Origin of the sequence: Parabacteroides sp. AF19-14 (assembly GCF_003635485.1) — a bacterium.
GTDB lineage: Bacteria > Bacteroidota > Bacteroidia > Bacteroidales > Tannerellaceae > Parabacteroides > Parabacteroides distasonis.
The window spans coordinates 128,056-149,937 of record NZ_QTMJ01000011.1 but is presented as its reverse complement, the minus strand read 5'-3'; the positions used below and the strand labels follow the sequence as shown (position 1 = coordinate 149,937).

Annotated in this window: 19 protein-coding genes and 1 rRNA gene; 14 read left to right on the top strand and 6 right to left on the bottom strand. The window is 43.5% G+C overall.

Annotated features, from left to right (window positions below):
• Positions 1 to 131 precede the first annotated feature (131 nt).
• Positions 132 to 242 (top strand): 5S ribosomal RNA (rrf, locus tag DWX33_RS12845).
• Positions 243 to 353: 111 nt separating this feature from the next.
• Here rrf and cobC read toward each other — a convergent pair.
• The 6 genes from cobC to cbiB are packed head-to-tail and all read right to left on the bottom strand — an operon-like array spanning position 354 to position 4,759.
• Positions 354 to 887, bottom strand: a complete 534-nt coding sequence (gene cobC / locus DWX33_RS12840) for an alpha-ribazole phosphatase (protein WP_005855050.1) — start codon at positions 885 to 887, stop codon at positions 354 to 356.
• Positions 888 to 889: 2 nt separating this feature from the next.
• The gene (locus DWX33_RS12835; protein WP_008774499.1) at positions 890 to 1,639 is read right to left on the bottom strand and encodes an adenosylcobinamide-GDP ribazoletransferase; all 750 of its coding nucleotides are present in this window, start codon (positions 1,637 to 1,639) and stop codon (positions 890 to 892) included.
• Position 1,640: 1 nt separating this feature from the next.
• Entirely contained in the window at positions 1,641 to 2,681 is a 1,041-nt protein-coding gene (gene cobT, locus DWX33_RS12830) for a nicotinate-nucleotide--dimethylbenzimidazole phosphoribosyltransferase (protein ID WP_005865457.1), read from the bottom strand.
• A gap of 30 nt (positions 2,682 to 2,711) precedes the next feature.
• The gene (locus DWX33_RS12825; RefSeq protein ID WP_022192099.1) at positions 2,712 to 3,227 is read right to left on the bottom strand and encodes a bifunctional adenosylcobinamide kinase/adenosylcobinamide-phosphate guanylyltransferase; all 516 of its coding nucleotides are present in this window, start codon (positions 3,225 to 3,227) and stop codon (positions 2,712 to 2,714) included.
• Positions 3,220 to 3,789 carry a S4 domain-containing protein gene (locus DWX33_RS12820; RefSeq protein ID WP_009276779.1) on the bottom strand — a complete coding sequence of 190 codons (570 nt, stop codon included), beginning with the start codon at positions 3,787 to 3,789 and terminating at the stop codon, positions 3,220 to 3,222. The genes DWX33_RS12825 and DWX33_RS12820 overlap by 8 nt, the downstream gene beginning before the upstream one ends.
• Before the next feature lie 10 nt (positions 3,790 to 3,799).
• Complete coding sequence (gene cbiB / locus DWX33_RS12815) at positions 3,800 to 4,759, bottom strand: adenosylcobinamide-phosphate synthase CbiB (RefSeq protein ID WP_057329256.1); 960 nt, start codon at positions 4,757 to 4,759, stop codon at positions 3,800 to 3,802.
• A 381-nt stretch (positions 4,760 to 5,140) separates the two neighbouring features.
• On the opposite strand from cbiB, the gene DWX33_RS12805 reads away from it, so the two are divergent.
• The 13 genes from DWX33_RS12805 (at position 5,141) to dnaA (ending at position 21,833) form a co-directional block, all read left to right on the top strand.
• A complete protein-coding gene (locus tag DWX33_RS12805) occupies positions 5,141 to 5,692 on the top strand; it encodes an RNA polymerase sigma-70 factor (RefSeq protein ID WP_122377504.1) in 552 nt (183 codons plus the stop codon).
• A 61-nt stretch (positions 5,693 to 5,753) separates the two neighbouring features.
• On the top strand, positions 5,754 to 6,734 hold the full coding sequence (locus DWX33_RS12800; protein WP_122380515.1) for a FecR family protein: 981 nt from the start codon (positions 5,754 to 5,756) through the stop codon (positions 6,732 to 6,734).
• Positions 6,735 to 6,866: 132 nt separating this feature from the next.
• On the top strand, positions 6,867 to 8,423 hold the full coding sequence (locus tag DWX33_RS12795) for a sulfatase (RefSeq protein ID WP_233570180.1): 1,557 nt from the start codon (positions 6,867 to 6,869) through the stop codon (positions 8,421 to 8,423).
• A 29-nt stretch (positions 8,424 to 8,452) separates the two neighbouring features.
• Positions 8,453 to 11,752, top strand: a complete 3,300-nt coding sequence (locus DWX33_RS12790; RefSeq protein ID WP_233524076.1) for a TonB-dependent receptor — start codon at positions 8,453 to 8,455, stop codon at positions 11,750 to 11,752.
• Between the two features lie 12 nt (positions 11,753 to 11,764).
• Complete coding sequence (locus DWX33_RS12785; RefSeq protein ID WP_122380514.1) at positions 11,765 to 13,285, top strand: RagB/SusD family nutrient uptake outer membrane protein; 1,521 nt, start codon at positions 11,765 to 11,767, stop codon at positions 13,283 to 13,285.
• 17 nt (positions 13,286 to 13,302) lie between these two features.
• Positions 13,303 to 14,847, top strand: coding sequence for an arylsulfatase (locus DWX33_RS12780; protein ID WP_057329227.1), 1,545 nt, complete (start codon positions 13,303 to 13,305; stop codon positions 14,845 to 14,847).
• A 33-nt stretch (positions 14,848 to 14,880) separates the two neighbouring features.
• Positions 14,881 to 16,650 carry an arylsulfatase gene (locus DWX33_RS12775; protein ID WP_122380513.1) on the top strand — a complete coding sequence of 590 codons (1,770 nt, stop codon included), beginning with the start codon at positions 14,881 to 14,883 and terminating at the stop codon, positions 16,648 to 16,650.
• A 101-nt stretch (positions 16,651 to 16,751) separates the two neighbouring features.
• A complete protein-coding gene (rpsF, locus tag DWX33_RS12770) occupies positions 16,752 to 17,108 on the top strand; it encodes a 30S ribosomal protein S6 (RefSeq protein ID WP_005865478.1) in 357 nt (118 codons plus the stop codon).
• Between the two features lie 2 nt (positions 17,109 to 17,110).
• Positions 17,111 to 17,380 (top strand): 30S ribosomal protein S18, encoded by a 270-nt coding sequence (gene rpsR / locus DWX33_RS12765; RefSeq protein ID WP_005637107.1) that lies wholly within the window; start codon positions 17,111 to 17,113, stop codon positions 17,378 to 17,380.
• A gap of 21 nt (positions 17,381 to 17,401) precedes the next feature.
• Positions 17,402 to 17,848, top strand: a complete 447-nt coding sequence (gene rplI, locus DWX33_RS12760) for a 50S ribosomal protein L9 (RefSeq protein ID WP_122380512.1) — start codon at positions 17,402 to 17,404, stop codon at positions 17,846 to 17,848.
• A gap of 135 nt (positions 17,849 to 17,983) precedes the next feature.
• The gene (locus DWX33_RS12755) at positions 17,984 to 19,147 is read left to right on the top strand and encodes an N-acetylmuramoyl-L-alanine amidase (protein WP_122380511.1); all 1,164 of its coding nucleotides are present in this window, start codon (positions 17,984 to 17,986) and stop codon (positions 19,145 to 19,147) included.
• Positions 19,148 to 19,184: 37 nt separating this feature from the next.
• A complete protein-coding gene (locus DWX33_RS12750) occupies positions 19,185 to 20,069 on the top strand; it encodes an MlaD family protein (protein ID WP_005855082.1) in 885 nt (294 codons plus the stop codon).
• Between the two features lie 366 nt (positions 20,070 to 20,435).
• Positions 20,436 to 21,833 (top strand): chromosomal replication initiator protein DnaA, encoded by a 1,398-nt coding sequence (gene dnaA, locus DWX33_RS12745; protein WP_008774487.1) that lies wholly within the window; start codon positions 20,436 to 20,438, stop codon positions 21,831 to 21,833.
• Positions 21,834 to 21,882 lie beyond the last annotated feature (49 nt).

Genomic DNA, 21,882 nt, shown 5'->3' with positions numbered 1-21,882 from the left:
CGGCGACGTCCGAGCCGAGTGGTACTAATAGCCCGGGACTTTCCTCACGTGAAGGTTGATATATTTTAAGGCGATAAGGCGAAGCTGGTCTCTTCGGATTGATGTCCGGTCAAAATCTTACAAAACGAAATTAAGGTGGCTATAGCACGAGGGATCCACCTCTTCCCATTCCGAACAGAGAAGTTAAGCCTCGTCACGCCGATGGTACTGCGTAACAGTGGAAGAGTAGGTAGCCGCCGTCTTAGGTGAAAGGAGTCAGTCGAAAGATTGGCTCCTTTTTTTGGTATATACACCAGCCGTTGTAGAGATGTGGCGTGCCGCATCTTATCCTTTCGAAATGTGCCGGATTTTGGTTAATCCAGCACTAATTTTACGATAGCCCCGTAAGAGGGTACGTTCTTAAAAGCGTCTTGCAAAGGATATTCGCCAGCGTAGACCCGGGCACAAGTCAATACCCCGCCATGCGCGAACAGGCATACCTTTTGCAGCCCGCTTTTGCGAAGCTCATTCAAGAAGTCGCTAACCCGGTCGTATTGATCTTGTAGGGATTCACCGTTTGGAGTCGGGTTATTAACCCAATCCTTGAACCAAGCCTCTGAGCGGGGATCGGAGGATAGCTCATTCCATGACTTCATTTCCCACTCCCCGAAATTCACCTCCTTGATACGGTCTTCTCTTTCCGCCTCCGGAAAGCCGCAATAATTAGCTAAGCGCACGCAGCGGGTAAGGGGACTTGTCCAAACCTTATCGAACGTATGATCGCTCAAGCCTTTTTTTACCTCTTCCGCCTCTTCCTCGAAGGTCGGTTTCAATGGAACATCGGTTTGCCCGTAGGCGTAGCCGGCGGGAACATCGACAGAGGTATGTCTGATTAAATAAATCTCCATAATTATATAGTTTGATAGATGATCACGAAACCCATATAGAAGCTTAACTCACAAAGAAGAAAAGTCGCTCCACAGCAGTCTCCCGTATATCCTTGTATCTTTCTCTTCATGAAAGAGGTGAGGAAGTACCAAGTGATAACCGGGAATATACCCGCTAGTAAGTAAACAGGTTGGGGAAGCCATAATAACGGTAAGAAAGCACAAATGATGCTAAATACATATTCTCGAGAGGTCATTCGGCTATATACGGTCTTGTTCTTGGCTTCCTCCTCTTTCCTCGCGTAAGGCAGGCGATTGATGATCATGCTGGAGACACCTTTGCAAAAAGGATCTCCAGCCAGTATGGCACATCCCGCTAGCTCGATCGGGAGACTGCTTACTAGTAGGTAGAACAGTCCGAAGTAGAAAATCAGTCCGATTACCCCATAGCTGCCTATATGCGAGTCTTTCATGATCGCCAATATGCGTTCCCGGCTCGTGCCGCCGCCGAAACCGTCGAAGAAATCCGCCAGCCCGTCCTCATGCAGGCAGCCAGTTATCAGCAATCGGGCAATCATGGCGCATAAGATCGCCACGGATGGCGGAAGAATCAAGGAGGTAGCGTACAATACCAATACCGACAAACCAGCCGTCAGCCAACCGACCAACGCCCAATGGCTCACGATATTCTTGAAACAGGCCGCCGGAACCTCCGCCAACCGCCAGAACGGTAACCGAGTAAAGAATATAAACGCAGCGAGTATCCGCAACATATCAGAAATATTTGGTGATTGCCGCTTGCTTGAAACTATGCATCTCGTTGATCATGCGAACGGCGGAGTCGAGTATCGGGTAAGCGCATACCGAGCCGGAACCTTCTCCCAGCCGTAGCCCTAGATCGAGCAATGCTTTTGCCCCCAAAAAATCCAGTACTCGTTTATGCCCGGCCTCGTCGCCGCAATGCCCGAATACGCAATACGATTGCATTTCCGGATATAAGCGGGAAGCCACCAATACGCAATTCGTCATGATAAAACCATCCACGAGGATAATCATCTTCAGTTCGGCGGCACGCAACATGCCTCCTACAGCCATAACCATCTCATACCCTCCGAAATAGCGCATTACATCTAAGGCGCTTCCATCCCCTTTGTAATTCTCCAACGAGCGTTTCAGTACGTTGTATTTATGCCGTACGCCTTCGCTGTCCAGTCCGCTACCGGCCCCCACACAGTCGATCAATGGGATTTGCGTGAGGCAAGTCATCCACATGCTGGAAGCCGCCGTATTCCCGATACCCATCTCTCCGAAACTGATCACGTTACAGCCTTCGTTGTAACAATCCGTCACGATATCGGCTCCGTATTGAAGGGCTTTCTCCATCTCCTCCACGGTCATGGCCGCCTCGTGAAGAAAGTTACGGGTTCCTCCCTTGCGCACCTTGCGGTCGATAAGTTGGGGGATAACGGGGAAATCGAAATCCACGCCGCCATCCACGATCTTCAACTCAAACCCATGCTGGCGGGCAAGGTAACAAACTCCCGCTCCTCCGTTCAAGAAATTATGGATCACTTGGCGAGTTACCTCCTTGGGAGATTTGCTTACACCCTCGTCGGCGATGCCGTGATCCGAAGCATAGATTACGTTCACGGGATGACGCAAGACAGGCGATAAGGTCTGCTGGATCAATCCCACTTGCAGGGCGAGCGCCTCGAGCGTTCCCAATGAGCCTTTCGGCTTTGTCAGATTATCGATCTTGTCTTGTAAAGCGGCCTCCAGCCCTTTGTCCGGGGCCTCGATGTGAAATTGTATCATGATAGTAGTATTTTATATAAGTCGTTGTTCTTATTCCTTGATCTTGACGGGGATTCCGCTGACCATCAAGACAACCTCGTCCGCTTTAGAGGCGATATATTGGTTGAGCCAGCCTTGCATATCGGTAAATTTACGTTGCACCTCGTCTATCGGCACGCCTCCCATACCCAGCTCGTTCGTCACGAAGATCAGGTAGGCATCTTGTCGGGAGAGTTTATCGAACTCCGCTTTGAGGAGGGAGAGGGATAATTCCACGTCGCTTTGATTGTCGAAGAAGAAATTTGTCCCCCAAAGGGTTACGCAATCGATCACCACGACACGACCGGTAAGATCGTGGCGGCTCAAGTATTTCTCTTCCTCTATATTGGTCCACTCGGGGCCACGGTCTCGCTGGTGGCGTTCCACCCGCTTCCGGAACTCCTCGTCCCAGATTCGGGAGGTAGCTAGGTAAACCGGGTTGGGCGACAGCGATAAGGCGAGCCTCTGTGCGTATCCGCTCTTGCCGGACCGCTGTCCTCCAGTCACTAAGATCACTTTCTTACTCATCGCCTTCGTGATTCCTGTTTTTCCGGTGGGCGGCACGTTTAGCCTTGTTGATCGGATTGTTCTTGCTCGTCTTCCGAAGGGCGGCCGATTTCGGGTTGGCGGCGATCCGCTGCGCCACCGCCGATTTGCTCAGTGCCTTTCCGAACTTAGGGCGCAAGGCATCCCGCAATAACTTCTCCTCGTCGGTAAGCTTGGCGGTCTTGGATTTCCAGCCTCCCTCTTTCTGCGCCTTACGGGCGGCAGCGTATTTATTGAACTTTCCGAACTTCTCCATTTTAGCGCCTTCACGGCCTCCCTTGTTCTCGGGTTTCGCTTTCCGGAGCGTGCCGAGTAATTCTTTTTCTTGCTGCACCTCCTTTTTCTCCTCCTCTTGCAGGCGGATATATTTCTCTACGTTCAAGCGTTCACCGTCCACCAATACGACATCCTCCGCCGTGACCTTCTGGCCTACGTGCGGTTGCTTGCCGTTTACGGTTACCCGTTCCATCTCGATGAAATTGTCCGCTTCCCGGCGTGAGCAAACACCGGCTTCGCTTATCAGTTTGTTTAATCTAATTTCCATATTATTAATATTATATTATTAGTAAAATAAGGGTGACGATCACACCCATCAACAGTTCCGTATTACTGTTCACTTGAATGGCGATACGCATATCCTCGGTCGTGAAAGGCCTCGCGTTCGTTCCGATATAAGGCTTCTCCACCGGTTTGCCGAAATAATCGTGCGTCCCCCCGAACTGGCAGTCCAAGACCGCCGCCAAGGCCGCTTCTGGATAACCGGAATTAGGGCTTGCGTGTTCAGGGCCAAAACGCCGTACGAAATCCCTTTTCCCCCAATTATTGGAGACCAGCAACATCAAATAGGCCGTGAGGCGGGCCGGGATGTAATTGGCGATATCGTCGATTTGCGCCGCTATCCGTCCGAACTCAAGGTAACGTTCATTCTTATAACCGATCATCGAGTCCAGTGTATTCACCATCTTGTAAGCCATCATCCCCGGCAACCCCAGCAGGGCAAACCAAAACATCGGGGCGATCACGCCGTCGCTTAAGTTCTCGGACAAGGTCTCCAACGCCGCCGCCCGTATCTCTTGCGGCGACAAGTTCGAGGTATCCCTCCCCACGATCCGTGCCACTTGCCGCCGTCCTTCTTCCGTGCTACGGTCCACGGCCTCGAACACCGCCTTCACTTCCTTGATAAGCGTCTTTCCGGATAGGCAATAAAATACGCCGACAGCCGTCAGCAACCCACTGAACTGCGGATGTATGATCCAAGCCCACGACAATATCCACTCGCAGATTAAATACACGCCAAGGATAAGCACGACTGCCAGTATGCCGCCTTTTAGGACCCGCTCGGAGCCTTTATTCAACGCTTTCTCTCCGGCGCTGATCGCTTTGCCAAACCATACGATAGGATGGGGCCAACCTTCCGGGTCTCCCAGCAACCGGTCGGATAACCAACCACCCAAAAAGGGCACGATCTTGAGTAAATTGATAGAATGATGTAACCAATACATATTGAATGTCATTGAAGGAACAAACTTAGACAAAAAAAAGAACATAAGGAAGCGGTAAGCGATTCTTCATCACACATTAGGCGAAAGAAACCTACATTTAAAGGATTTCGAGCGTAGACTTTCATATTCTATCAGCCGTTGTATGATCATCCACCAGCTGTTGCATGATCTTCTAACAGCTGGTGGATGATCATACAACGGATGGTAGAAGATGAATAGGTACGGAGAAAACGACTAAAGGATGCCTTTAGAAGCCTTAAATCTTCGGGAAGGGAGGGCTTGATATACGGGGGATTTCTTTCAATTTTGTATTTATTAACAAGAAAAGCGTTCTTACGGCCGGTTATTATTACTTTATTTGCTCCCACCGTATCGTGAAAGGAGTTAATCGAGATGACAGATGAAAAATCCATTTTAGAACAATTTGCCGCTGGAAATCATACCGCTTTCCGGGAATTGTTCATGCGTTACCATCTGAAAGTCTATTATTTCGTGCTGGGACTCGTGAAGTCCGAGAACGATGCCGAGGACTTGACCCAAGAGATTTTCCTAAAGCTTTGGACGCATCGGAGTCGTTTCACGGAAGTGAGGACGTTCGGTTCCTACCTCTATGTGCTGGCGAAGCATACGGCGTTCAATTATATCGAATCCCGCCGGGTGAATCTCGTGAGCTTGGAGAGTGCTTCGGAGGAAGACGAGGAGCGAAGTACGCCTTATGAGGATTTAGTCGCTAAGGATTTGCGATTGTTGGTGGATATGATTGTAGAGACCATGCCGCCACAGCGGAGGATGATCTACCGGATGAGCCGTAATGAGGGATTGTCGAACACAGAGATTGCCGAGAATTTACAACTCTCAAAAAAGACCGTGGAAAACCACTTGAACCTAGCGCTAAAGGAATTGCGGAACGCGGTATTGACTTTCCTTCTTGTTATGATGTGTTAATAGCTTGGGGGTAAAGCGGGAAAAGGAGGTCCTATAAACAAGATAAAATAGAAAAGCAGGAATGAGTCCTATAAAAAAGATATTAAAATACTTTTTCCATCATTCGTTCTCCGGGGAGATGGTGGATCGGGTACATCAGCGATTGGCGGAGCCGGGAGACGAGCGGGAAAAGGAAGAGGCTTTACGGGATATCTGGAATGAGATCGGTTTCCCGGAGGCGGATAAGCGGAGCGAGATGGCTTTCGCCCGGTTGGAGAATACATTGGGCGTGAGGCCCCGCCGCCGTCTGCGTATCCCGGCGTGGGTACGTATCGCCGCTATCTGGCTGATTCCTTTGTTGTCGTTGGGTGTTTCTTATTATCTATACAGGGATGCGCGGGATGTCAAGAAACTGGCTTTTATGGAACAGTTCGTGCCTTCCGGCAAGCGGGAGCGGATCACCTTGCCCGATGGTAGCGAGGTTTGGTTGAATTCCGGTACCTTGCTGCTTTATCCATCTGACTTTATTGGGGATAAGCGGGAGATCTATCTGGTGGGAGAGGGATATTTCAAGGTGCGAAAACGCCCCGAGCAACCTTTCATCGTGCGGACGAAAGCGATGCGGGTACAAGTGCTGGGCACCGAGTTCAATTTATCCGCCTACCCGGACCAAGAGAAAATAACAACGACCTTGGAGGAAGGTTCCTTGAAGATCCTTCCCGATGATCCCTCGGTGGCTCCATGTATATTGAGACCTAACGAGCAGCTTGTCTACATCCCTTCCCGGGGAAAGATGGACGTGCGGCAGGTGGTGGCCTCGGATTACTCGGATTGGAAAGAGGGAGGCTTGTTGTTTAACAACGACTCTTTCGAGGAAATCTTGAAAACCTTGGAACGTGTCTACAACGTGAAGGTGCATTTGCGTACTTCCGCTTATCATTCCAACCGGCTTACGATCCATTTCAATAAGCATGAGTCGTTGGAGAACATCATGATGTTGGTCAAGGAGATGATACCCGGCTTGGAGTATCAGATCAAAGAGGATGGGATCTATATTGATTGAGTTAAGGAGATATTAGGCTTTTATAATTCGTTAACGTTTTTCCGTTGGGTGCGCTCCTCGTTTCCCTTGTCCTAATAGCGAGTACGTACTACAAAGGAGATATAAATGTTTAACTAAAAAATCTAATATCGCATGAACAGGAATAAATCTATACGTGTCGCTATTCTTTGCCTAGGGGTATTAGCTATGGGATGTACAAAAAAAGAATCTCAAAAGCTTCACTTAGAAAAGTTAGATGTAGATTGTAAACCAATGAATGTTGTGTTCATATTGTCCGATGATCATCGTTATGATTATATGGGGTTCATGAATACTATTCCTTGGTTACAGACACCTAATATGGATAGAATGGCAGCTCAAGGCGCACATTTAAAAAATGCGTTTGTTACTACTTCATTATCATCGCCAAGTAGAGCATCTATTTTGACAGGTATGTATTCACATTCGCATACAGTTGTAGATAATACAGCTCCGTTACCGGAAGGCCTTATTTTCTTTCCTCAATATTTGCAAGAAGCAGGTTATAAAACAGCGTTTTTTGGAAAATGGCACATGGGGAATGATTCTGGAGATCCCCAGCATGGATTTGATCACTGGGAGGGTTTTAAGGGACAAGGAGAATACTATAATCCACGTATTAATACAAATGGAAAGTGGATTCAATATGAAGATAGTACCTATGTCACAGATTTGTTGACAGAGCATGCTATAAATTTTATCAAGAAACAGAATGAGAACCATAATCCTTTTTTTGTCTATTTATCTCATAAAGGAGTACATGGGCATTTCTTACCGGCAAAGCGTCATAAGGGTTGTTATAAGGATAATGAACTGATACTACCTGCGACTATTAATACACCCAAATATGGGATTACTCAATTACCTACGATTGACCCTCAAACGGGTAAAGCTGCTCATGGTAAAAATTTCTATGGTGAGAATATGAGTCCTAATTGGGTGAAGAATCAACGAGAAAGCTGGCATGGAATAGATTATGCTTATCATGGGAAATCTTGGGAGACGCAGGTCCGAAATTATTGTGAGACTTTACGTTCGGTTGATGAAAGTATAGGATCTGTATTAGATTATCTAATAGAAAATGGTTTAGCTGAAAATACACTAGTGATCTATATGGGGGATAATGGCTTTGCGTGGGGTGAACATGGATTGATTGATAAGCGTCAATTTTATGAGGAATCTGTACGTGTACCGATGTTAGTGTGGTCTCCTTCTTTATTTAAAGGAGGGCAAGTGATAGAGCAAATGATACAAAATGTAGATGTTGCTCCGACTATACTGGCTTGTGCGGGACTTGATAAAGCTGAGCAAATGGTAGGGCATTCATTTCTACCCCTACTGAGGAACGAGCAGGTGGAATGGAGAAAACGTGTTTTTTATGAGTATTATTGGGAGCATGAATTTCCACAGACTCCAACTATGCATGGTGTGCGTACGGATGATTATAAATATATTCGTTATCATGGAATTTGGGACACCAATGAATTTTATGATTTAAAGAATGATCCGGATGAGACTACTAATTTGATAGGAGCTCCGGAATATCAAGAAATAATCAAGCAATTAAATCATGATCTGTATGATTGGCTAGAGTCTACTGGCGGTATGTCAATTCCTTTGAAACGAACAGAACGCCCTCATAATGACCATAGAAATCAGGGATATTATTAACTAATTCTAATAATAAAATGAATTATAGTATGAAAAAACATCTTATATATTTATTTGTTAGTGCCTTTTCTGTTATTTCTGTACAAGCTCAAAAAATAACATTAAAAGAAGATAGCATATCTTTGAAACAAGCATTTAAGAAACTGGAAGCTGTTTCGAAGTATAAAATAGCTTATAATGATAGCCAGATAGATATGTCTGCGATTGTTACAATAAATCAAAAGGACAAGGATGTATTAGAAGTCTTATCTGATTTGTTGAAGAACACAGGACATACGTATAAAATAAATGAGAATTATGTAATTATAATACCTAAACAAAAAGAATCTTTACAAACGAAGAAGCAGGTTTCGGGTATCATTCTTGATATGACAGGTGAACCTGTTATTGGAGCAAATGTGGTTGAAAAAGGAACGAGTAATGGAACAATTACAGATATAGATGGCAATTTCGTGCTGGAAATAGGAGCAGAGTCCGTACTTCAAGTTTCTTTTATAGGTTTTAATACTCAAGAAGTTCCAACTGAGGGAAAAACGAGTTTTTCTATTAAGCTAGGTGAGAATACTCAGGCTTTGGATGAGGTTGTTGTTGTTGGTTATGGTACAATGAAGAAAAGTGACTTGACAGGAGCTGTATCTAATGTAAAAGCTGAAAGCTTGCTGAGTAAACCTGTAGTGAATGTCGGACAAGCTTTATCTGGAAAAGCGGCAGGAGTAGAGATTTTTGAGAATGGTGGAACAACGGATGGAAAAGTAAGGGTTCGTATTAGGGGTAATAATTCAATCAATTCTTCAAATGAACCTCTGTATGTTGTAGATGGTGTAATTGGGGTAAGTAATATCAATTTATTAAATCCTAGTGAGATTGAGTCGTTGGAAGTCTTGAAAGACGCTTCTGCTACAGCTATTTATGGAGCTCGTGGAGCGAATGGTGTGATTATGATTACGACAAAACGAGGATTAAAAAATGAGAAAGCTCAAATATCCTATGATGGCTATATTTCCATAGGAAAAATAGCCAGAAAATTAGACTTGATGAATGCGGAAGAATGGTGGGAGAATTATAACATAACGATGGATAATGGCCAAAAATATGATCCGGTAGGTTATATGCAAGGTAAATATAAAAAAGTGACTCCGGCAGATTTGCCTAATTTATTTGATGCGAATGGAAATCCTCTATATGATACGGATTGGCAGGATGAAACCTATCAAACAGCTATTAATCATAGCCATCAAGTCAGTATTCGCGGTGGAGCTGATAAGACTTTATACAGTGTTCATCTGGGCTATTTACATAAGGATGCCCTGATGCGTAATGGATACTTGGATCGTTACACGGGTAGAATTAATTTAGATTCACAGCTTCGTGAATGGTTAAAGATGGGGGCTAATATGTCTTTTAACTATAATAAAGGTAATGATAATTATCAATTTGGCGGGGTAAAACGATTCGTTCAAGAAGCAATACCTTTAATTCCTGTAAAGTATCCTGATGGTTCTTGGGGAAGTAATCGTGATTTTCCGGGAGCGGTACAAGATACGCCTTCTAGGTATTTGGAGGAAATGGTGAATGAGACGTCTAATACACAGACTATCGCAGATCTTTACTTGGATTTTAAAATAACAAAGGATTTAAATTTTAAAACGACTTTCGCTGTCGATGCTAGTTTTAAGAAACGTAATTATTATGCGGGGAAAGAATTGGTTATGTCTGGAAAAACAGAAGGGGGTATTGCGACAATTGATACGGAAAAGCAAATCTATTGGCAGAATGAGAATTACTTTAATTATAATAAGGAATTTAATAATAAGAGTCGCTTAAATGTGATGCTAGGATTGAGTTGGCAACAACGTCTAGCGGAAATGGTAAGTTCTACTTCTCAAAATTTTAGTGATGATTTCTACCAATGGCATAATTTAGGGGCTGGAACAGTTACCATGCCATCAGAGTCGAGTGACTACGGCTGGTCTATTAATTCCTATTTTGCACGTGTAAATTATTCATTAAAAGAACGATATCTTTTTACAGCTACAGGTAGATATGATGGTTCTTCAAAATTTGGAAAGAATAATAAATATGCGTTTTTCCCCTCTTTCGCTTTTGCATGGAGAGCCTCAGAGGAAAGCTTTTTGAAAAGTATCCATTGGCTAAATAACTTGAAAGTTCGTACAAGTATAGGTGAAACAGGTAACCAAGAAATTGGGAATTATGCTTTCTATCAAAATTTAGGAACGAATAATGTTATTTTTAATAATGCATATAATTCTGCTTTGTATCGCAGCTCTTTTGGCAATCCGGATTTGAAATGGGAGAAGACTTTACAATGGGACGCAGGTGTTGACATAAGCGTGTTGAATCAACGTATTGATTTATCTTTAGATTACTATTATAAGAGAACAAATGATTTATTATTGAATGCTCCTATTCCTAGTTCCTCGGGATTAAATACAGTTATGCGAAATATAGGTTCTGTACAAAATCAAGGATTTGAGTTAACATTAAATACTCATAATATAAAAACAGATGATTTCAATTGGACATCTAGCGTGCTATTTAACGTGAATAGAAATAAGATTTTGAAATTAGGAAAGAATGATGAAGACATTTATCCGGAACCAAGACACCCTCAAGGAGAATTGCTTATTTTACGTGTCGGTGAACCGGTTGGTTCCCTTTGGGGATTACGTCGTTTAGGTACTTGGGGAGAAGATGAGGCTGAAGAGGCTGCAAAATATAATCGTTTACCGGGAGATTTGAAATATGAGGATTTGAATAATGATGGTGTTATTAATAGTGAAGATAATACGATTATAGGTTGTACATCTCCTGATTGGACCATGACGGTGTCTAACACGTTTATATATAGAAATATTGATTTTTCTTTTGATATTAGATTTGTCTTTGGAAATGATGTTGTTAATTGTGTTACGCATACTGCAGAAGATCGTTCTGGTGTTGCTGGTGGATTCAAGTCATGTCTTGATGCTTGGACTCCCTCTAATCAAAATACAATGATAGCTCAGCGTCGTCCGATGAAATCTTATTATGATTCTTATCCTGATTCGCATTGGATGCAAGATGGATCGTTTGTGCGAGGACAAAATTTTGTGCTTGGATATACTTTTAGTAAAAGTCTGCTTAAAAAAATCAAGATACAAGATTTAAGAATTTATGCAAGTGCCCAAAATCTATTTTGTATTACTAAATATAAAGGATATGATCCGGAAGTAACTTCTTATGAAGATGCTGCTTTTGGGCAAGGTTTAGATACTTTTAGTGAACCAAAAGCTCGGACTTTTACATTTGGGTTGAATGTTAAATTCTAATATATTAAAACTATGAAGACTAATAAATCTTATATTATTGGATTATGGGTTTTTCTATTGACTGCTTGTAATAGCTTTTTAGATGAACAACCTACGGGAACAATGACAACGGACTCTAAATTAACAAGTAAAGAATCAGCTTTAGCGTTGACTAATTCTGTCTATTTAGAAAATACGGTTTTTGACAAGGCTGTACCTGGGTGGGGATGTAATACTGTCTTGTTATTAGAATATATGACAGGTAAAGCTACGTCGGAAAATTCTCAAACAAGTTATAAAGATTTTCAAGATTTACTGGTAAGTGATAGATCTTTGTATATTGAGGATTGGTGGGTAGGTTGTTATGCCGGAATTGCAAATTGTAATTTGGCTCTTCAAAAACTTAAGGAGTTTACAAGTTTAGAAGCTTCACTTATTGATGGATATTTGGCTGAAGTAAAATTTATGAGAGCCTTATATTATTTCTATTTAGTACGGATTTTTGGAGATGTGCCTAAAATTACAACGGTACAATCTGAGCTGGATGAACTTCAAGTTTTTCGTTCTCCTGTAAAGGAAATTTATGATGAAATTATTATTCCGGATTTATTGGAAGCAGAACAATCCAGTTTGGTGTTTAGTGATCATACGGGACGTATCTCGATGGCTGCTGTTAAAGCTCTTTTGGCAGATGTATATTTAACTTATGCGGGTTATCCTTTGTTGGGAGGTGAGTCCTATTTCAAGGAATCAGCCAAACGTTCATTGGAAATTATAAATTCTACAGAATACACTCTTTTTGAAGATTACGAGGGTTTGAGACTTCCAGCAAATAACAATAAGGGGGAATTTATTTATCAAGTACAATTTTCTTTGAATAAACTGCATAATGATGCGGTATGCTTATTTTTGCCGTCTCGTTCAGGAATGTCTGCTTATAATTTGGAATACGGTAGTTTAATCCCGACTCAAGAATTCGTGGAAAGCTTTGAGAAAGGGGATAAGCGTACGGAAGAGAAGCAATATTTCTTTACGAACTACAAGGGGCATCCGAGTAAGTTCTCTCCGGGAGCGGCTGAGTTGGAGTTTATGGATTTGAATGGCTATTATATCTATAAGTTTTTTGATCAAGTGGCTATTGATAATACGGCGAAGTCGGACTTGAACTGGAGTGTATATCGTTACACGGATGTATTATTAATGTATGCGGAAGCGCAAGTGAACGCGGATGGTACTCCGAACCAGCAATCCATCGATATCGTGAACCAAATACGAGGAAGGGCCGGATTAGCGCCGTTCAAGCAGACCAATGCGAACGCTTTCTTGAAGGAAGTCTGGAACCAACGTTACTTTGACCTATGCTATGAGAATAAGATGTGGTTTGATATGCTACGTACCCGTAAGATCCGGGATGATAAATCCGGGGAATATGTGGACTTTATCGGCTATAAGACGAATTGGGGTAAGGTGTATACGGAAACCCAGCTATTGTTCCCGATTCCATTAAGCGAACGGCAGGCGAATCCGAACCTGACTCAGAATCAAGGTTATTAACGAATAGAAAATAATATATGAAGATCAAGTTGTCTTTATTAGCCACCGGTTTACTATATGTGCCGGTGGTGTTCGCCCAAAAGCAACCCAATGTCGTGATCATTCTGGCGGATGATATGGGTTACGGGGATGTTGGATGCAATAATCCATATGCTAGGGTACGTACACCGGCCATCGATCAATTGGCCCGGAACGGTATCCGTTTTACGGATGCCCATTCTGCGGGTGCGTTGAGTGGGCCTTCACGCTACGGTTTAGTGACAGGACGTTATTTTTTCCGTACGCCGAAGAAGTCCGAGTATTGGGGGTACTTGTCTCCATATATCGAACCGGAGCGTTTGACGATCGGTTCCTTGATGCGTAATGCCGGCTATACGACCGCTTGTGTCGGGAAATGGCATCTAGGGCTCGACTGGCAGTTGAAAGATGACTCGAAACCACAGATTCTTACCCCTAAGAAATTTGGTTATACGAATACGGATTTCTCCGCCCCTGTAAAAAGAGGCCCTACGGAATTAGGGTTTGACTATTCTTTCATCCTTCCGGCTTCCTTGGATATGCCGCCTTATGCGTTCGTGCGTAATGACCGTGTCGTGGACCCGGATGTCATCTTGACGGCGGACGCTTATCCGAAGAAACAGGATGAGACGGTTTACGCTTGGGATCGTAAACATACGAACGAGAATGATATTTATTGGGAACGGGGCGTTTGGTGGCGTAACGGAGAGATGTCGCGCTCCTTTAAGTTTGAGGAATGTTTCCCGACAATCGTTGATGAGGGTATCGCTTTTATCGATCGGGAAGGACGAAAGGACAAGCCATTCTTTTTATATATGCCGTTAACCGGTCCGCATACCCCATGGCTGCCCACCGTTCAGTTTAAGGGATCTACCGAGTTAGGTACCTATGGCGATTTTATGGGCGATATCGATAATGTCGTGGCTCGGGTGAATGCCAAACTAAAGGAATTAGGTCTGGAGAAGAATACGATTGTCATTTTCGCCAGTGATAACGGAGGCGCATGGGAAGAGGAGGATATCCAGCAATACGGGCATCAAAGTAACTGGAGCCGCCGTGGGCAGAAAGGTGATGCGTGGGACGGCGGTCATCATGTTCCGCTGATTGTTCATTGGCCGGATCATATCAAGCGCCCCGGGGTTTGTTCCCAAACGGTTGGCTTGGTAGATATATTGGCTACATTGGCGGATTTAACCGGGCAATCCCTTCCTAAAGGACAGGCAGAGGATAGCTTTAGCTTTAAGAAAGTATTGGATGGTGATATGAATGCCTCGACGAGAGACCAGATCATGTACTTGTCCGGCTCCGGCAAATTAGCGATCAAGAAGGGAGATTGGAAATATATCGATTGTCTGGGCTCCGGTGGTTTTACGGCTCCCGCCCGTTTATCCCCGGTGAAGAATGGACCGAAAGGCCAACTTTATAATATGCGGACCGATTCTTTGGAGAGTAATAATCTCTTCTTGCGTGAGAAAGGCATTGCGAATGAGCTTTCCGCGTTGTTGAAGAAATTGTTGGATCAAGGATATAGCCGTCCGCAATAAAGGTAATCTTGATTAGGCAAAAAGTTGAATCGAATGACAAAGTTAGGCGTATTGTTTAGTGTTTTGGGAGTGGGGGCCGGTTGTATTCCGGCCTTCGCTCAAAAACAGTTCCCCAATATCATCGTAATGTTATCGGATGACCAAGGTTGGGGCGATTTGGGCTTCACGGGGAATACCTTCGTGCAAACTCCTAATATAGATCGTATCGCTCATGAGGGAACGATCTTGGAGAATTTTTATGTCTGTCCGGTGTCATCCCCGACGAGGGCAGAGTTCTTGACCGGACGCTATCATGTACGGAGTGGCGTTAATTCTACGACCGGGGGAGGCGAGCGCTTTAATCTGGGAGAGAAAACGATCGCGGAATATTTCCGGGAGGCCGGATACGCTACCTCTCTATTTGGAAAATGGCATAGTGGTACGCAATATCCCTACCATCCGAACGCAAGGGGCTTTGAGGAATTCTATGGTTTTTGTTCCGGGCATTGGGGGAATTATTGGAACCCAGTGTTGGAGCATAACGGAGAGATTATTTCGGGCGAGGGCTTTATCATAGATGATCTGACCGATAAAGCCTTGGATTATATACGTGATCATAAAGAACATCCATTCTTTATGTTCTTGTCTTATAATACACCTCATAGTCCGATGCAAGTCCCGGATAGTTGGTGGAACCGTGTAAAAGATCGTACCTTGTCGCAGCGAGCTACTTTCCCGGAGCAAGAAGATACTACGTTTACGAAAGCGGCTTTAGCCTTGGCCGAGAATTTAGATTGGAATATCGGACGTGTATTGTCTTTGTTACATTCATTGGATTTGGAACAAGAGACGATTGTTATTTATTTCTCGGATAACGGCCCGAATAGTTTCCGGTGGAATGGTGGGATGAAAGGGCGAAAAGGCTCTACGGATGAAGGGGGTGTTCGTTCGCCGTTTTGTATCCGTTGGCCGGGACACATAAGGAAAGAGGCCGTGGAAACCCAGTTGTCCGGGGCTATAGACTTAATCCCTACTTTATTAGGTTTGGCGGGAATAGAATATACCCCGTTAAGGAAACTGGACGGAATCGATTGGGGACAGCGATTGCTGGATGAGAAAGCTCCTGCTATGGATCGGGTTTTATATAGTTATTGGGGAGGTAAGACGAGTGTGCGTATCCCATATTATCTATTGGATGCGGAAGGTTATTTATATAAAACGGATATAGATCGTGAGCAACGGAAGGATGTATCGGATAAAGAACCCGAGATATATGAGCAGATGAAGCGTTATTCGAATTGGTTTAAGGATGAGTTACTGGCGGATTTCCCGAAGAAGGATACCCGTCCGTTTATAATCGGTCATCCGCAGGAAACCTGTTCAAAGCTACCGGCCCGGGATGCGAGGATATCTGGCCCGATCGAACGCTCCAACCGTTATCCGAATTGTTCTTATTTTACGAATTGGAAAAGCCCGGAAGCGGAGATAAGCTGGAATGTGGAGGTTGAGGAATCCGGCTTGTTCGAGGCTTTTATCTATTATACTTGCGATAAACGAAATATAGGCTCTACTTTTGAACTTCGTACGGACCGGGATGCCGAGAATCTTGTATTTACATTGGATCAAGTAAATGACCAACCCATGCTCGGTGCGGATTTGGATAGGGTTCTCCGGGAGGAGTCTTATGTGAAAGGATTTGCTCCTTGCTCTGTCGGTATGATTTCCTTATCGAAAGGTGCGGCTACTTTATCCTTGCAAGCGAAAACGATCCGGAATGAGGAGGCCATGAATTTTTGGATGTTGGTGCTAAAACGAGTGAAATGAGTCTGAGATTGAAAAAAGTTGTATAACTATTTGCCAGTTATCAAATAATCACTACCTTTGCACCGCAAAATTTTTTATTAATCAATATTAAACAGCGTTTTATGAACAATTACGAAACCGTTTTCATTTTGACTCCCGTTTTGTCTGACGCTCAGATGAAGGAAGCGGTAGAGAAATTCACGAACCTTCTGAAAGCTCAAGGAGCTGAGATCGTGAATGAAGAGAACTGGGGCTTGCGCAAGTTAGCTTATCCTATCGACAAGAAGACAACAGGCTTCTACCAGTTGGTTGAATTCAAGGCAGATCCGAGTGTTATCGCTACGTTGGAGTTGAACTTCCGTCGTGACGAGCGTGTGATCCGCTTCTTGACTTTCCGTCAAGACAAGTATGCCGCAGAATATGCAGCTAAGAGAAGAAATCTGAAATCATCTAAAGAAACAGTAAAGGAGAATAATTAATTATGGCAGCAACTCAATCAGAAATCAGATATTTAACTCCGCCTTCAGTAGACGTTAAGAAGAAAAAATATTGCCGTTTCAAAAAGAACGGTATCAAGTATATCGATTATAAGGATCCTGAATTCTTGAAGAAGTTCTTGAACGAGCAAGGTAAGATCCTTCCGCGTCGTATCACTGGTACTTCCTTGAAGTTTCAACGTCGTGTGGCTCAGGCTGTAAAGCGTGCTCGTCACTTGGCTTTGCTTCCTTACGTAACCGATTTGATGAAATAATTAATTAAGAGGAGACAGAATATGCAAGTTATTTTGAAAGAAGATGTAGTGAATTTAGGCTACAAAGACGATATCGTAACAGTAAAAGACGGTTACGGACGTAACTTTCTAATCCCCACGGGTAAGGCAGTGATCGCTTCAGAGTCTGCTAAGAAAGTATTGGCTGAGAACTTGAAGCAACGTGCCCACAAATTGGCTAAGATCAAGGAAGACGCTCAGACTTTGGCCGCTAAGTTAGAGGGTGTAGCTTTGACGATTGGCGCTAAGACTAGCTCTACAGGTACGATCTTCGGTTCTGTAACGAATATCCAAGTTGCTGAGGCTTTGGCTAAGGCTGGTTTCGAGAATATCGATCGTAAGATTATCTATATCAAGGAGTCTGTTAAGGAAGTAGGTAACTATAAGGCTGTTTTGAAACTTCACAAAGAGGTTTCCGTTGAGGTTCCTTTCGAGGTTGTTTCTGAATAATAGATACTTTAATATATCATAAAAGAGGGTAGTTTCGAAACTGCCCTCTTTTTTTGTTTTAATTATAAAAAAAGACATCTGTCAATCAGCAAAAAAGCGCTACATTTGTTCCCGAATTTGCAATAATTTTAGAAAGTGAGCAAAAAGTCTTTTCTATATATTAACTTGCTATTTGCGTTGTTTTTTTTCTTGCCCGGACTTCAGGCGAGAGAGAAGACTTTTACGGTCGTGATCGATGCTGGGCATGGCGGGAAGGATCCGGGCGCTAGAGGGGCGAATATTAATGAGAAGGAGATAAATCTCGCTGTCGCCTTAAAATTGGGTCGATTGATAGAGAATAACGCGGAGGATGTGCGTGTGATCTATACTCGTAAGACGGATCGTTTTATCGAGTTGGACGAACGTGCGAATATAGCGAACCGCAATAAGGCGGATCTTTTCATGTCTATCCATACGAATGCCGTAAAGCGTGGAAGTACCGTGCAAGGTACGGAGACGTATACGCTGGGTTTGGCCCGTAGCGAAGAGAACTTAGAGGTGGCTATGAGCGAGAACTCAGCGATCTTGTTGGAGGATAATTATCAACAACGGTATGAGGGATTTGACCCGAACTCTTCGGAGTCATATATCATTTTCGAGTTTATGCAGAATAAGCATATGGAGCAAAGTATTAGTCTGGCTTCCGAGATACAGAAATCGTTCGGGGCTTGTAAGCGGGTGGACCGTGGCGTAAGACAGGCTGGTTTTTTGGTGCTTCGCAAAACAAGCATGCCCAGTGTTCTGGTCGAGTTGGGGTATATCTCGAATCGTCAAGAAGAGCAGTTCATGAGAACCGCCGCCGGACAAAATAAATTGGCGGAAGCGTTGTACGATGCTTTTTGTAAATATAAGAAGAATTACGATCGCCGTAAAGGAAATATTTCCGGAGTTGTCGCTGCTCCCGTAGCGAATGAGGAAACTCCGCCTCCGGGGAGCGAGGCTGATATCTTAAATAAAAAACAGCAAGCCACAAGACAGAAAACCTCAGTTTCTTCTGCCACTTCCGTGAACAGGAACACGAAAGGAAAGGTTATATATAAGATACAATTCTTGACTTCCAATAAGAAGCTTCCTGCGAACTCCCGGTTATTTAAGGGGTACAAGAACGTGGATTTCTATGTGGAGAAAGGTATCTATAAATACACGTATGGCGAGACTTCGGATTTTAACTCGATCCGGAAGATGCGCCGAACGATCGCAAAGGATTTTAAAGATGCCTTCATCATCGCTTTTAAGGATGGGAAGAAGGTGAAATATTAATGATATAGGAATAAATTATACATTATAAATAAAGGAAATGAAAAGTGTATTCACTAAAGAGGCGAAGATCGGACTTGTGACGATCGTAAGTCTGGCGTTATTGTATTTAGGCATTAATTATCTGAAGGGTATTAACCTGTTTCAGCCGGTGAACCATTACTACGTATCATTCAGCAACGTAAAGGGGGTGACGATTTCCAGCCCTGTATTTGTGGATGGTTTTAAGGTGGGATTGGTTCGTGATATTATTTATGACTATGATACGACCGGTAAGATCATCGTTGAGGTTAGTTTGGAAGATAAGATGAGGCTGAATAAGGGAAGTTATATAGCGGTTGTCAATACTTTCTTAAGCGGAGCTGAGTTGCATATTCATTTGAACACTTACGTGGATGACTTTTTGAAGCCGGGTTCTACGCTCGAGGGACGAATGGAAGAGGATATGATGCAATCCGTACAGGAGAAGATCTTGCCAAGCGTTGAGAACCTTTTGCCGAAGATCGACACGATTTTGGGTAGCTTGCAAACCTTGATCGCTCATCCGGCCTTGGCTCAATCCTTGAATCATATCGAAAAAACGACTAGCAACCTAGAGGTGTCTACCCGTCAGTTGAATCAGATGTTGAGTAAGGATGTACCGGGTATCGTGAATAACTTGAAGACGATGACGGATAATTTCTCGGAGGTGAGCGCCAACTTGAAAGAATTGGATTTGGCTACAACGGTCAATTCCATCAATGCGACCTTGGCGAACTTGAAGTTGACTACGGATAAATTGAACTCGACGGATAATAGCATCGGCTTATTGTTGAACGACAAAGGATTGTATGATAATCTGAACAGCACGATGGACAACGCCTCCAAGCTATTGCTAGATTTGAGGGAGAATCCGAAAAGATACGTCCATTTCTCTGTTTTTTGATTATGTTAAAAAATCATAGCATAAAAGACGTTATTTAGAATCATTCTAATTAGACAAAAAGTTAGGGGACTCCTGCTGATTATACGCATAAGGCCTTTAGGTAAAGTGAGATAGATACTTCCTGAGGCCTTATTCCGTCACCGGACGTCAGCGTTTACGCTTTTGTAGAGGTCTCTAAAATAAAGGGTTTTTGAACGTTGGTCGATCTAAATAGCAGTAAATCAGATGGGTATTAGTAACTATCTGAATCTAAAAGGGATATTGAAAATTCATATTTACCAAACAAAATAGCACTTTTTTTTTCGGAATTAATTTCTAAACTTTGTAGTCCGAATGTAAAAAGTATTAGTGGGAGAGAAAGAAAACATGCAGACTGATTATCAAACATTGTGGAATAAGTGCCTTGCGGTCATAAAGGATATTGTGCCTAAGGCAGCTTTTGACACATGGTTCGTACCTATCGTTCCGTTATCATACGAAGACAAGAAGTTTACCATACAGGTGCCTAGTCAATTCTTCTATGAGTATCTGGAAGAGAAGTATGTTAATGTTTTGAAAGTTACATTGTATCGTGTAATCGGTCAAGGAACCATTCTTAACTACCGTATCATGGTGGATAAGACCACTGGTGGTACGGTTGATTATCCGGCGGAGAATGCTTCCACCGCTGTAAAGAAAGTCACTCCCAAGGACGCTAACAAGGCTCCGAATCCTTTTATGACGACTGCTCCGCAGGATTTGGACCCTCAGTTGAACCCGAAGTATAATTTTGATAATTATTTCGAGGGTACGAGCAATAAGCTGGTTCGTACGGCGGGTGAGGCTGTTGCCCAGAATCCGGGAAAGACTACGTTTAACCCGTTGTTTATTTTTGGTCCGTCAGGAGTGGGTAAAACTCACTTATGCCATGCGATCGGAACCCGTATCCGGGAGTTGCATCCGGAAAAGAAAGTGTTATATGTATCTTCGCATTTGTTCCGGGTACAGTTTACAGATGCTATCCGTAAGAATACGACTAATGACTTCTTGAATTTTTATCAAAATATCGATGTGCTGCTGTTGGATGATATACAGGAGTTGATCGGTATGGATAAGACTCAAAATACATTCTTCCATATTTTCAACCACTTGCACCAGTTAGGTAAGCAGCTTATCTTGACTTCTGATAAACCTCCTGTGGATTTGCAAGGTATGGAAGAGCGCTTGATCACCCGTTTAAAATGGGGATTGACGGCTGAGTTGAGCCGTCCGGATCTGGATCTACGTAAAAAGATACTGAAGAATAAGATCAACCATGACGGAATCATGATTCCGGATGAGGTCTTTAACTTTATCGCTAATAATGTGACGGAGAATGTCCGTGACTTAGAAGGTATTCTCGTCTCTTTAATGGCTAATGCGGTTATCAATAATCGTGAGATCGATCTGCCGTTGACGAAACGTGTGGTTAGCCAAGCGGTTCGGTTGGAGAAGAAACAGATCTCCGTACAGATGATTCAGGAGATCGTTTGCAAGTATTTCAACTTGGAGCAATCGGTTATCCAGACTAATTCCCGTAAACGTGAGATCGTGCAAGCCCGTCAGATCACGATGTATTTGGCGAAGAAATATACGGACTCCTCTTTTTCCCATATTGGAAAGATCGTAGGAAAGAAAGACCATGCGACGGTCTTGCATGCTTGTAAGACGATCAAAGACCAGATTGAGACTAGTAAGTCTTTCCGGTCTTCCGTAGAGGAAATCGAGGTCTTGCTCAAGAACTAAATTAAGAATCCCTATATAGTAGGATAAGGACGTCTCTTTAAAGAGGCGT